Origin of the sequence: Microcoleus sp. w2-18bC1, from assembly GCF_036700365.1 — a bacterium.
Taxonomy (GTDB): domain Bacteria; phylum Cyanobacteriota; class Cyanobacteriia; order Cyanobacteriales; family Microcoleaceae; genus Microcoleus.
In genome coordinates this window covers 1-11964 of the sequence record NZ_JAUBOS010000104.1, presented here as the reverse complement: position 1 = coordinate 11964, position 11964 = coordinate 1, and the positions used below count along the sequence as shown (strand labels likewise).

Annotated in this window: 10 protein-coding genes and 1 tRNA gene; 2 read left to right on the top strand and 9 right to left on the bottom strand. The window is 46.6% G+C overall.

Features of this window, described 5'->3' with window-relative positions:
* Positions 1 to 166: 166 nt before the first annotated feature.
* The 3 genes from QT979_RS27645 to QT979_RS27635 all read right to left on the bottom strand — a co-directional run bounded on the left by QT979_RS27645 (position 167) and on the right by QT979_RS27635 (position 2666).
* Complete coding sequence (locus QT979_RS27645; protein WP_333312252.1) at positions 167 to 1198, bottom strand: hypothetical protein; 1032 nt, start codon at positions 1196 to 1198, stop codon at positions 167 to 169.
* A 261-nt stretch (positions 1199 to 1459) separates the two neighbouring features.
* A tRNA-Glu gene (locus QT979_RS27640) sits at positions 1460 to 1532 on the bottom strand.
* 87 nt (positions 1533 to 1619) lie between these two features.
* Positions 1620 to 2666, bottom strand: a complete 1047-nt coding sequence (locus tag QT979_RS27635) for a M42 family peptidase (protein ID WP_333213286.1) — start codon at positions 2664 to 2666, stop codon at positions 1620 to 1622.
* A 178-nt stretch (positions 2667 to 2844) separates the two neighbouring features.
* On the opposite strand from QT979_RS27635, the gene QT979_RS27630 reads away from it, so the two are divergent.
* Together QT979_RS27630 and QT979_RS27625 are read left to right on the top strand one after the other, a co-directional pair.
* Positions 2845 to 3186, top strand: coding sequence for a hypothetical protein (locus QT979_RS27630; protein WP_333213287.1), 342 nt, complete (start codon positions 2845 to 2847; stop codon positions 3184 to 3186).
* Positions 3187 to 3277: 91 nt separating this feature from the next.
* Positions 3278 to 4996: an ATP-binding protein gene (locus tag QT979_RS27625; RefSeq protein ID WP_333213288.1), complete on the top strand. Its 1719-nt coding sequence runs from the start codon at positions 3278 to 3280 to the stop codon at positions 4994 to 4996.
* 1748 nt (positions 4997 to 6744) lie between these two features.
* On the opposite strand, the gene QT979_RS27620 is transcribed toward QT979_RS27625, so the two are convergent.
* The 6 genes from QT979_RS27620 to rpmI all read right to left on the bottom strand — a co-directional run bounded on the left by QT979_RS27620 (position 6745) and on the right by rpmI (position 11526).
* Positions 6745 to 8937 (bottom strand): diguanylate cyclase domain-containing protein, encoded by a 2193-nt coding sequence (locus tag QT979_RS27620; RefSeq protein ID WP_333213289.1) that lies wholly within the window; start codon positions 8935 to 8937, stop codon positions 6745 to 6747.
* Positions 8934 to 9539 carry a chemotaxis protein CheC gene (locus QT979_RS27615; RefSeq protein ID WP_333081855.1) on the bottom strand — a complete coding sequence of 202 codons (606 nt, stop codon included), beginning with the start codon at positions 9537 to 9539 and terminating at the stop codon, positions 8934 to 8936. The genes QT979_RS27620 and QT979_RS27615 overlap by 4 nt, the downstream gene beginning before the upstream one ends.
* Entirely contained in the window at positions 9536 to 9913 is a 378-nt protein-coding gene (locus tag QT979_RS27610; protein ID WP_333213290.1) for a response regulator, read from the bottom strand. Before QT979_RS27610 ends, QT979_RS27615 begins: the two co-directional genes overlap by 4 nt.
* A 236-nt stretch (positions 9914 to 10149) precedes the next feature.
* Complete coding sequence (locus QT979_RS27605) at positions 10150 to 10680, bottom strand: tetratricopeptide repeat protein (RefSeq protein ID WP_333053714.1); 531 nt, start codon at positions 10678 to 10680, stop codon at positions 10150 to 10152.
* 272 nt (positions 10681 to 10952) lie between these two features.
* Positions 10953 to 11309 (bottom strand): 50S ribosomal protein L20, encoded by a 357-nt coding sequence (gene rplT, locus QT979_RS27600; protein WP_190658174.1) that lies wholly within the window; start codon positions 11307 to 11309, stop codon positions 10953 to 10955.
* Positions 11310 to 11328: 19 nt separating this feature from the next.
* Entirely contained in the window at positions 11329 to 11526 is a 198-nt protein-coding gene (rpmI, locus tag QT979_RS27595; RefSeq protein WP_006634164.1) for a 50S ribosomal protein L35, read from the bottom strand.
* Positions 11527 to 11964: the final 438 nt, after the last annotated feature.

Genomic DNA, 11964 nt, shown 5'->3' with positions numbered 1-11964 from the left:
TTAGCAGGCATTCACTTTGTCTGAATATCATTATGTTATATTATACCACTATGCGTTTTAAATGCACAACAGCTTAGTCTGATCTCGTGTCCGTTCTATCGACTGCAATATCCGAAAAAAGCCTTGAGCTGCTTTAAGAAAGCAAATAGCTCTACAACCGCTAGTCTCATTCTTCCCATGGACTGCCTTTGGCTTCCAACTCTGCCATTTTTTCCTTCCTTAGTTCATGTAAGGTTCTATTAGTCGAACTAAGCACTGCCCATTCATAAATATTTATAGAAGACCAACCAGTAACTTTCTTTCCCCAATTATTATAGGAGATTTCTTTCCCATTAAATATGACAAATGTAGGATCAATTATTATAGCTTCAGAGCTTTCAAACTCTTTAATTTCAATGCTATCCCCAGCTTTGATTAATTCCCACTCAAACAACTGATCCATTCGAGGTAGCCAAGTTCTATTAAAGCCAGAATCAGTGGATATAATTTCTTCCTTAATTGTAGAACCTCCTCCGGCTAAACCCACGTAAAAATCATCCAGTTGTGCCGGGGGCAAAATTTTCTCAATACTCAAAAAACCTTGCTCTCCCATAAAAACAGGAGTGATATTAAGACAGATTGCGTCTACTCCATTTGCAATCAACCAAGCAACAGCAGAAAGGGTTTGCTCATCAAAGGATGAGGCTATAAGTATTATTCGTTGTTTTTTGTTAAAGGTTTTGAGTGCGTCATTGCTTGACAAGAATTTATTCAACTCTCGTCTCGCTTTTTCACTAGGAGTCAAATCACCTAATTCATACTCATCTTTGTGGATCTCGATATACGAACTATAGACCAACTCTACAAGGGATTCAGGTGTAGAAATTTTGGCATAACTCGCGGCATACCTGATAGCTTGAAATTCAAAAGGTTCTTTTCTGGCTTTGATGTCTTGTACGTCGCGTTTAATCTCGATTAGAACAATATTGCCATCTGCATCAATGGCAGTTAAGTCGCTAATCCCGTTACTCGCATTACGAACTTGTTGACCAACAACTAGAAGAGTTTGGTCATCCCCAAAGAGCAAATTAATGTTTTTGCGTAAGAACTCTTCAATATGTCTTTCCTGTAAGTTTAAGTCTTTAAAGTTTCTAACTTTTATTTCTATTGCTTCGTTCCTTTGGATGCCGCTGTGGTCGAAAGTAACAGGTATGTACATCGCACTCCCTTTGCTGCTATTAGCTGTCTAAGTGTTCAACTATATTGAGCCTATGTATCCGCTCAATAATCCGGGGTAAATCGCTCAACGATGCACCAGGAACCAAACTAAATAAAGCCGGTTGCTGCGGGTTCTCACCCGTCTTCTGAGCAAAAACCCGGTTTCTGGCTACCCGTGCGTAAGTCCTAATAGCAATAAGGGCGGGCAAAATGCCCACCCTACATACTAGATATCACTTGGATATCAGACTTAAATTTTCAATACCCCCAGGGGAATTCGAATCCCCGTCGCATCCGTGAAAGGGATGTGTCCTAGGCCTCTAGACGATGGGGGCGCGTCGTTGCGTTTGCTTGTGTTCCGCACCTTTATTACCTTAACTAATCTTTCCCAATCTGTCAACTACTTTGCGAAAGTTTTTTTTCTAGTCGTCCCAAAGCTCGTCACAGTAGGCTTTGAGGATGGCGGCGCAATTGCCGATCGCTCCGAGATGAGCAATTTCAAAGCCGTGGGTGTTCTGGGTGGGGAAAGCCAAACAAGCGGCGCGGGCTACGTGGCCGAACTTCATGGCGATCGAAGCATCGCTCCCAAAACCGCTAATTACGGCCAACTGCACCTCTACATCGGCTGCTGTGGCTGCTGCGCGCAATTGGGCGTTCAATCCTTCATCGTAGACTCCGTAGCCGTCCTGAACCAGCAAAACCGGGTTTTCGCTGTCACGAATCGGGTATTCCGGCGCCAGAGGGCAAATTTCCAAAGCGATCAGCGCGTCCAACGGCTGGCGCTGCGTGAAATACAAAGCTCCGATCGCCCCAACCTCCTCCTTCGCCGACGCTACCAAGTAAACATTCACCGCAGGCTCTTTCAAACATTCCGCCAGAGCCAGCAAAATTGCCACTGAAGCCTTGTTGTCCAGAGTGTAGCTCGCGATCCAGTCCTTCAACCGCAGCGGGCGCTTGCGGTGCTTTCCCACTACCATCCGCGTGCCCGGTCGAATTCCGGCCTCGGCTAATTCCTCGGCGGTACACTTAGTTTCGATCCAGGCATTTTCCCACTTTACAGAAACATCTTCCTGCTGAGCTTTCTGAGGAGATTCGTGAGAAACATGGCGGGAACCGAAGCTGAGAATGCCGCTAATTGTTTGCTTGTCTCCGAGCAAATCCACCACGCCTTCGCCGTAAACCCAAGGAAATGCGCCGCCCAATCTGCGGACTTCCACGCGGCCACTCTCGCCTATTGTTTTAACTAGGGCGCCAATTTCGTCTTTGTGGGCGGTAATGGCGATCGACTTTTCGGGATTGCGGCCCTTAATTAGGGCGATCGCATTGTCCGCGCGATCGACCCAAGCATTCACTCCTAGGGCGGCGAATTTTTCCATCAACCGCTCGTTAATTTCCGATTCCGCACCGCTGGGTGAGTGCAGCATTACTAATTCTTCGATTGTTTGGAATAGGCGATCGAACTCTAACATTTTTTATTTTCGTTGTTAGGAGCGAATCTTAACGACATATATTAAATCACATTTACCCACTATTTCCCGGCTGTACACTTAGTTTCAATTCAGGCATTTTCCCAATTGAAAGAAACATCTTCCTGCTGAGCTTTTTGAAGAGCGTAGGAATGAAGCAATTGGTGGCAGCAAAAGGCGATTGAGTAACAAGATTCATGCGAGCGCGTGGATGCGTTGGCCAATCCGTTGGGGTTTCACCTCACCCCCCGACAAACTGGTGACGCGAGCAGGAGGCGACCAACTGCAGCCATTACTGGTGGCGGATACACTGCTGGCTAACAAGGGCTATGATCCAGATCAGCGTGTGATTGACCGCCTCAATGCTGAGGGGAAGACCACCGTGATTTCACCTCGCCGCAATTGCAAGACCCTGGAAACTTACGATGCTCAATTGTACAAAGCCCGTCATTTGATTGAGAACTTTTTCCCCAAGCTCAAGCAGTATCAGGCAATCGCGACGCGCTATCACCCTAGGCGGTGAACTTTCCGGCGCGCGATTCTTCTGGCTGCTGCGGTCATCTGGTTGAATTGATGACACCCCCTAAATTAACTTGACAGTGCCGTAAACTAATATGCCTGACCTCTTGAGCACCTTCTTTTCTAATAATTTCATTCCTCACGGGCATTGTTACCTCTGGAAACCGGAGTTAGTCTGGCTGCACATAACGTCGGATGCCTTGACTACCCTCGCTTATTACTCGGTGGCGTTTGCCATTGTTTACTTTACGAATGAGCGTAAGGATCTGCCTGCTCACACCGTGATGCTGCTGGTGGGTTTCTTCTTTATCTTTAGCTTATGTGGCACGACGCACCTGATGGAAATAGTGACACTTTGGCACCCCATTTATTGGGTTTCAGGACTGATCAAAGCTGTCACTGGTGTTTGGTCTTTCTATACGTTCACCTTTTTACTGATTCCCTTAATTCCAGTGGCGCTTGATGCGCCAAGTCCAGCCCAACTCGCCCTTACAAACCAGGAACTAGAAGAGAGTCGCCGCCGTATCCAGGCGATTAATGTGGAGCTAGAGCAACGGGTGCAGGAACGCACTGCCCAACTGGAAGCGTCTAATCGCACCAAAGACGAATTATTGATGCGTGAACAAATAATTCGGGCAGACGCAGAGGCAGCCAACCGTGCCAAGGATGAGTTTCTCTCGATTCTTTCTCATGAACTCAGAACTCCTCTCAACGCGATCTTAGGGTGGTCAACGATGTTGCGGCAAAAAAACCTGAGTGAGGATAAGGTGGCGCGGGCTTTGGAGACGATCGAGCGAAACGCAAAGTCTCAAGCCCAGCTCATCGAAGACATCCTCGATGTTTCTCGCATCATCACAGGTAAACTGCGCCTTCGAGTCCGGCCTGTCAACCTCGTGCCGGTGATTGAATCGGCGATTGAGTCTGTACAATTGGCGGCTGAGGCAAAGTCTATTCGCCTGCAAAGCGTGCTCGATTCTGAAGCTGGCCCGCTCTTGGGTGATGCCGATAGGTTGCAGCAAGTTGTGTGGAATCTACTTTCTAATGCCCTTAAATTTACCCCTAAAGACGGGCGAGTCCAGATTAGTTTGCAGCGGGTTAATTCCCATGTTGAAATTACTGTCAGCGACACTGGAGCAGGCATCAGCTCGGACTTTCTACCGTTTGTCTTCGATCGCTTCAGCCAGCACGACAGCACGACTACTCGCAGTTATGGGGGGTTGGGTTTAGGGTTAGCCATTGTGCGTCAATTAGTTGAATTACATGGCGGGACTGTAACGGTAGTGAGTCCAGGGATAGGACAGGGGACGACTTTTACAGTCAAACTGCCCGTGATGATTATCCATCTACCACCGAGCGCTCCCGAGCCATTAAACTCGATCGGCGAGGCGCATGGGAGGTTTCAGGCCTCGCCGACTCTTGAAGGCTTACAAATATTAGTTGTAGAGGACGAGGCTGACGCGCTAGAGTTGCTGAGCACGATTCTCGAAAAGTATGGTGCTGGTGTTATGGCTGTGGCTTCAGTCAAGGAGGCCTTGACCATTATCGAAACCGCAACCGATCACAGCCCCGATGTTTTAGTGAGCGATATTGGGATGCCGGATGAGGATGGCTACTCCCTGATCCACAAGTTACGTCAACTTGAAGCGCAGCGGGGTGGTAGGCTACCCGCGATCGCGCTGACGGCTTATGCCCGGAATGACGATCGTCAGCAGGCACTATTAGCAGGTTTTCAGATGCACTTGACCAAACCCGTAGATGCTGCCGAGTTAGTGGCGGTGGTGGCTAGCCTTACCGGACGTACAAGCAGGTGCTAAAACCCAGGTGTTTTTGAACAAATGTTGCGTTTGAGAATAATGGGCTTCTTGTCAGCTTGGGGTGAAGGCTAGCGGTTGTGCCAAATCAAGCTTGTGAGGTTATCTGCTCAATAAATAGGGGGAGCAGTTATTCTAGCTACCAGGATAAGCCCAAGGGAAGAAGAGAAGATTTTTCGAGAATAATAGTCCCCAAAGATGGAATATTTCCCAGTTGAGAAATGCGGTCACGCACATACTCAAAAAGCTGATTGCCAACTGACAAGTAATAGCAACAATAGACATAAAAGTATCCCAAGCCTGAGTCCCCTCAATAGTCTGATTCCCATAGCTAATATTACAATGCTGCACCATAGTCCGGGCAGCTAACTCCGCCGGATTATTATGCAAAGGTAATTCAGGATGCTCTAAAACCCGCTCGCAACAAGAAATGCTTTGCCAGCAGTTAATTGTTTTCGTTGATACAATAACTCATAACCGCTTAAAGTGTCAAAAAGTTGCCAAAATTTAGACTTTAATTCCCGTGCAGCTTCTGCACTCGGGCAATCTTTGTAAGCTAATAATTCCCGTTAATAATCCCAAAAATCTTTGAGAAACTGCTCTAAAATCACTGGATGGCAGGCTACTACTGGACCTAACTTCTGGCAATAAACCTCTGGTAAAAAAATATGTGTGATCCTTAAAAGTTTGCTCAAGTTTAGGTCAAACTTTGAGTTATTGGGTTGATTGGCATCTGCTTAAACTTGCCTAGCCTGCTAGATTATAAAAATGGCTAAATTTTCCATAATGGCCCAAAAATATTTTGCAAGATATCTCTTATAAACTGTTCTACATTTAAACTGTGTGTCAAAAATCAATAAAACTCTTGTGGGACGGGCTTCTAGCCTGTCCCGATTTTCCAATTTAAATGCGTAACAGCTTATCGCGTCTTAAATCAAGGAGAGTTGTAAGGATTCAGGTCATGCGAAAATCAGTAAAACCTATACGCTGTAAACATTTGGTGGAATAATTATCAAAGATCCATTCTTATTAAGAAACATGAAAGCTTTTATTTTCGTATCTATTGAGAATTAAGCTGTAGATTTAGCGAATCCTTGAATTTTATAAGTCTTTTTGTGACTACTTTTCAGATACCTGAATCTTTACCGAGAGTTGATTATTGAATGGGACTAAAAAACACAAATTAGGGTAATTTTGTATCACAGTTTAAATGCACAACAGCTTAAGCTAATCCGCATTTAAATTGCATAGTAAAATAAATTTTTCCTCTTGTGGGGCGGGCATCCTGCTCGCGCTCAACATACAAATTAAATGCACAACAGCTTATCTAAACTATCCTTATATTTTGGTTTGTTTATCCTTGGTTATAAATAGACCTCTTGCAAAAAAGATCTATGTTATAATTGAAGGTTTTGAGTGTTAGACCTGAGAGCCAACTCATAATTGTCAAGTGCTGATATAACGTGCAATCTGCTCTAATTAAGCAAAACTTTTGATTATAGCATAAAATTATTTTGCAAGAGGTCTAATATTTGGTAATCTTAATTTATTACTTGGGTTCAAGGATTTAATTGATAGAATAAATCAATTCCAACCCTTTTATTTTTATGTTTGAGCTAGCTTATTTCTTACTTCTTTAATTCGCAGAGTCACAGAAGAGGGATATCAGGGTTTGGATCACGCCACGCGCTGACAGGGGCATTTTTTACGTAGTGGTATAACTACTCGGAACCCACAAATATGGCAATTCGTCAAGCGCTAGTGGGAGAGGGTAAATTAGTATTGGGTAGGGAAAAATCTACAGGAAGTATCGAAGTGCCTGTCCCATTCGCCTTGGCAGCAGGCTCAGGCTGGTAAAGTTGGATACGAGCACGCCCAAGTCGTTTAGCTTGATAAAGCGCTTGGTCGGCTGCGGCAACCAGAATTTCGGCTCCCGATTCAGATGCAGGAACAATACTCGCGACGCCCAAGCTGAGAGTGACGTACGGGCTCACCTGAGAACCAGCGTGAGGAAGCTGCAAAGCTGCGATTTTGAGCTGTATGTGTTCGGCTACCAGCACCGCGCCTTGAATCGCGGTATTGGGCAAAATAACGGCAAATTCTTCGCCTCCGTAGCGAGCTACTAAATCGGCGGGGCGATTGACTGCATTGCCGATCGCCGCGGCGACTTGTCGCAAACATTCGTCTCCCCCTGGGTGTCCGTAGGTATCGTTGTAGCTTTTAAAAGAATCAATATCGCAGAGAATCAGGGACAGAGGCGTTTGTTCCCTGGCTTGTCTGCCCCACTCCATTTCTAAATACTGATCGAAACGGCGGCGGTTTGCTAGTTGTGTGAGTTCGTCTAAAGTTGCCAAGCGCTCTAACTTGAGGTTGGCCGCTTGCAACTGCTGGTATAGTTCTGCTTGCTTGATCGCGATCGCCAACTGGGTGGCCAGAGAAGACAGCAACTCTACTTCCAACTGCATCCACTGCCGGGGACTGCACTGGTGGGCCATCAGCAGCCCCCACAACTCGTCTCCTTGCACTAAAGGCACAACCAAATAAGCTCTCACCGCAAATTGTGCGAGTAAGTCAATTTGATATTGCGGCAAATCCGCGGCCAAGATATCGGCGATCGGTCGGATCGCTCGATGTTGGTACGCTTCGAGATAGAATTGGTCAAAACAGAAATTTTCCAGGGTTTCCCCCAACATGGGCTGGCAGTTGGGAGCTACAGATTCCACTGTCACCGCCCCCGTCGCCGGGCCCGCGCAGACACTGCCGGTACAGGTGTTAAAGCGCACGATCATCACTCGATCAGCCTGAAGGAACTGACGCACTTCTGTCACTGTCGTGCTGAGCACTTCGCCCAAATCCAGAGACTGGCGGATGTGCTGAGTAATCGTCGCCATCAGCAGTTCTCGTTCGTTCTGCTGCCGCAGCGCCTCTTCTGCCCGCTTGTACTCGGTGATATCTTGAGCGGTGCCGAAAATTTGTTTGGGACAGCCGTCGGCTGTACGGGCGAAAACTTGGTCGCGGCAGCGAAACCAGCGCCATTGGCCCGATCGATGTTTGAGGCGATATTCCAACTCCAAAATATGCCCGTCTTGAGTCGAGGGAAATTTTTGCTGATGGGCTTTGAGCCTCGGCAAATCTTCTGGGTACACCAAACTCGAGTACAAAGCAGTTTGCATCTGTAAAATTTCGTAGGGAGTGTAGCCCAGCAATTTAGAAGCTTGACCGTTGACGTAAACGTTTCGCTGTTGGGTCAAATCGTAGATGTAGAGCAAATAAGGCGCCGCGTCAGCAATCTGCTGGATGAAATGCTGGCTCGATCGCAATTCTTCCTCCACCCGCTGACGCACTTGCACTTCTTCCAAAGCTTGATCCCGCATTGTGCGGTAAGCTTGGATGCGATGGGTGAGGTCGGTCACGTCTTGAATCACCAACAGCGCGTAGAACGATGGGGCATTGACCCCCGGCCATATTGATGACGAAACTGAGGGTGGAGATTCTCTAGCCACAAAAGCACTTCTTGATGATCGGGAGCCGACATTACCGTCTGATTCCAGCTCAAGAGTATGGAGAATCCAGTCTCTAATCTCCTGTTCTTCAATGCCAGCCTCCAGTGCCGGCACAGCAGTCACAGTAGTTTGCTGAATTCGCTGCTGGCCGTCTTGCCAAGTTGCCGGAATCAGGTGTTTGTGAATTTGAGAAGAAAAAATTGTTGGCGGGCCTCCTGCAAAGATTTGCTTGAAGCGAGTGGCGTACTTTAACTGACTCAGGTGAGGAAAATGGGTTGTGATCTTTGTTCCCAATATTTGGCTGCGGGGAATTTTAGTCCACTCTTCCAGACAAGTGTTCCAAAACAGCACCACAAAATCATCTTGCAGCAAGCAGGCGCCGACTGGTACGCTGTCGAGAACCCCAAACTTTTCCTTAATACTTTTGCTCTCCTCAATCATAGACCCCCGGCAAGTTGATTGATAGCAGTCAACAAGGTGTCAAAGGAATTAACATTGAAAATAAGAATAATATCTCCTTCAATGTGAAGCCTTTCAATCATGAAACTGGTCTGGGCTAATAAAACCACTGTATCAGTAGCTAAACCGCCAGAGATCAGCAAACTAGCAATCGTCCCTTCGCTATAAGTGGGAATTGAGTAGTTCAGGCGCTGCTGAAGCACGTTGCTGATTGCACCCATAACCCCATTAATTACAATATTTCCCACTTCACTCAGCGTACCAATTTTGACTGAATCGAGATCGTGAGTTCCTTCTTCCCCTGTAAGCATTGTCACCAGCAGGGCAGCGCTGTTGGTGGGAAAGACTAGCTGGGCAATGCCTCCAAAGGAGCCTGTGAATTTGAGCTGGACAGCAGCGATTTGCTCGCCGTTGAGGTGCTGCTCTAACTCTTGTTCCACGTCGATGGGAGTCAAGATTTGAAGGTAGGGGATTTGCAAGCGAATCGGGGAGTCGATCATGTCATTCAAAACCCCTGCGGCTTGACCGATCCCGATATTGACGAGTTCCTGCAAAGCATCGAGCTGTCGAGTGCTTAATTTCATTGGGCGCTCTCCTCGCTGACACTGAGAGCTTTTTTGATCCACCCGATTAGTTCGTCTGAGTTGGGCATTTTGTGAATGACTGCCAGGGCTCCGAGATCCATGCACTCGGAGCGGGTGCTGGCTTGAATGTCTGCGGTAATTACGATCACTGGAATTTTATATCCTCGATCGCGCATAGCTTGCAGGACTTCCCGACCTTCCATTTCTGGCATCAGCAGATCTAAGAGCATACAGTTTGGAGTTTTAGTGCCGAGCTGTTCTAGAGCTTCTGGGCCGCTGGATGCTTCCCAAGTCTCGTATCCCTCTGCTCGGAGAATTTTGCAGATTACCCTGCGAGTCAACCACGAATCTTCGACAACGAGAATTGATGTCACTACGTTCTCCTCCTTCTATTGTTAGGACTGACCGGTATTGCAGGTACTGCTTTTATCTTGACATTAATTTAAAGTGCTGGGACGGTGTGTGATCGAGCTTCACTTGGAATTCCTGTTCTTAAAAACTAACGCATTAATGTATTGGATAGTTTAGTATCTTGGACTATGTGAAGAAAAAACCCGGTTTCTGAATGAAACCAGGTTTGCGGGATCTCTATTGCTCCTAACATGGGCGCTCAATTATAGATTACCAAACGCTTCCGAAGGGACTCTACTCGCTGTTTGGCCGTGGTATTGTCTGGCTCGCAGGCGAGAGCTTGTTCATAGATTTCCAAGGCTTGGGCTGTTAATTTCTTGCGCTCGTAGGCGTGACCCAGATTATTGAGAGATGTAACGTATTCTGGCTGCAACTTCAGGGCTTCTTTGTAGTGGCGGATGGCTATGTCGTACTGTTCTTGGCCGAAGTGTGCAAAACCGAGAGCGTTGTAAATAACAGCTTGATTTTCTTCGCCTTCTAAGTCTTTGGCTTTCAGGGCTTTTTGAAACAGTACGATCGCCTGGGAGTAAAGCTTCTTATCTAGATAGATACTTCCTAATTCGTAGTATTCCTGTGCTGTTCCTTTTTCTACTGTCAGCTTATTTTCTAAGCGTTCCAGAGACATTTCCAGCTTCCGAGTTTTGAGAATCTGGCGCACCACAAACCAGGAAGTGCTGCCGAGTATAGCCAGCAGGACTGACAAGTAAATAATGAGCAAATTACTATCCATGTTTTTCTTAAATTTAGGTAGGTCTGTGGAAGGTCTTATTTATTTTAAGGCGCTAGCAATCTCTAACATTTGCCTCTGCAACTGTATAAAAAACAAGGAAATAGCGATCGACCGGCCCGATCGCGATTTCTGAAAAAGCAAGAGTCCAGAAGTAAGAACAAAGAAGGAAAGTTTGTCTCAACCTCCTAAATTTATCAGGAGTTTTCCTTCTCTGGCAGACCGTTAAATCTTTCTTACTTCTGCTTTCTGCCTTCTGAAAATCAAGCGAACTTTCAGCCTCCGGCTCGATTAGCCATTTCCACGACTTTACCGAATGTTGCCGGGTCAATGATCGCCATTTGTGCCAGCATTTTGCGGTTGATTTCGATGTTGGCTTTTTTCATGTTGCCGATCAGTCTGCTGTAGCTCGTGCCGTGCTGGCGCGATGCGGCATTGATCCGAGCGATCCACAGGCGGCGAAAATCGCGTTTGCGTTTTTTGCGATCGCGATAACCGTTACGCAGGGCCTGCATCACCCGTTGGTTAGCTGTGCGGAACTGTTTCGACTGTGCGCCTCGGAAACCCTTGGCTAATTTGAGAATTTTTTTGCGGCGCGCTCTGGCGACATTACCGCGTTTTACCCGTGTCATCTTTAATTTCCGTTAAACTTTACAAGTATGGAAGCATTAACCGCACGTTAGCGTCGTTGGTCTCGTCAATGACGACCAGCTTAGAGAGACGGCTTTTGCGAGCTGAACTTTTGTGCTGTAGCAAGTGGCTTTTGTAAGCTTTGCGGCGCACGATCTTACCGCTGCCGGTCGCTCTAAAGCGCTTTGCGGCTGCTTTGCGAGTTTTGAGTTTTGGCATGGACTGGTGTTATTTGGACACAAGCTTCAACCGTATCACATTTGTGGTACTTTCTGCAAGGGAGATTTGCGGGTTGGGGGCGGCGCTGTATTTGGGGCAATATACAGGATGGGCGATCGGCTAATCTTACAGTTGTTTGCGGAGTTAACATCTAGTATAAAATGTTATACCGCAGTTGCGCTATCATTAATGGTTATCGGCAGAGTTAATATTTGAAAGCTGCTGGTGAGCCACGATAATTAAATTGAAGATGCAACATTAATTAGTGGCTATGGCGCTTAGAGAGTCCCTTAAAAAAATCATGTTTGAATCTCCATTGGTCAGTAACGACACGACAACATCAAAGGACATTCATTTGCTACTTAGGAATGAAAAATAAATAACTTAATGAATTACTCAGGTTGGGGTACGGCTCGATAATTCCATTTGGGCAAATAT

Excerpts from the sequence above, each read along its gene's own strand:
- QT979_RS27645 (WP_333312252.1), bottom strand. The coding sequence starts at position 1,198 with ATGTACATACCTGTTACTTTCGACCACAGCGGCATCCAAAGGAACGAA.
- rpmI (WP_006634164.1), bottom strand. The coding sequence starts at position 11,526 with ATGCCAAAACTCAAAACTCGCAAAGCAGCCGCAAAGCGCTTTAGAGCG.
- QT979_RS27625 (WP_333213288.1), top strand. The coding sequence starts at position 3,278 with ATGCCTGACCTCTTGAGCACCTTCTTTTCTAATAATTTCATTCCTCAC.
- QT979_RS27620 (WP_333213289.1), bottom strand. The coding sequence starts at position 8,937 with ATGATTGAGGAGAGCAAAAGTATTAAGGAAAAGTTTGGGGTTCTCGAC.
- QT979_RS27605 (WP_333053714.1), bottom strand. The coding sequence starts at position 10,680 with ATGGATAGTAATTTGCTCATTATTTACTTGTCAGTCCTGCTGGCTATA.
- rplT (WP_190658174.1), bottom strand. The coding sequence starts at position 11,309 with ATGACACGGGTAAAACGCGGTAATGTCGCCAGAGCGCGCCGCAAAAAA.
- QT979_RS27615 (WP_333081855.1), bottom strand. The coding sequence starts at position 9,539 with ATGAAATTAAGCACTCGACAGCTCGATGCTTTGCAGGAACTCGTCAAT.
- QT979_RS27635 (WP_333213286.1), bottom strand. The coding sequence starts at position 2,666 with ATGTTAGAGTTCGATCGCCTATTCCAAACAATCGAAGAATTAGTAATG.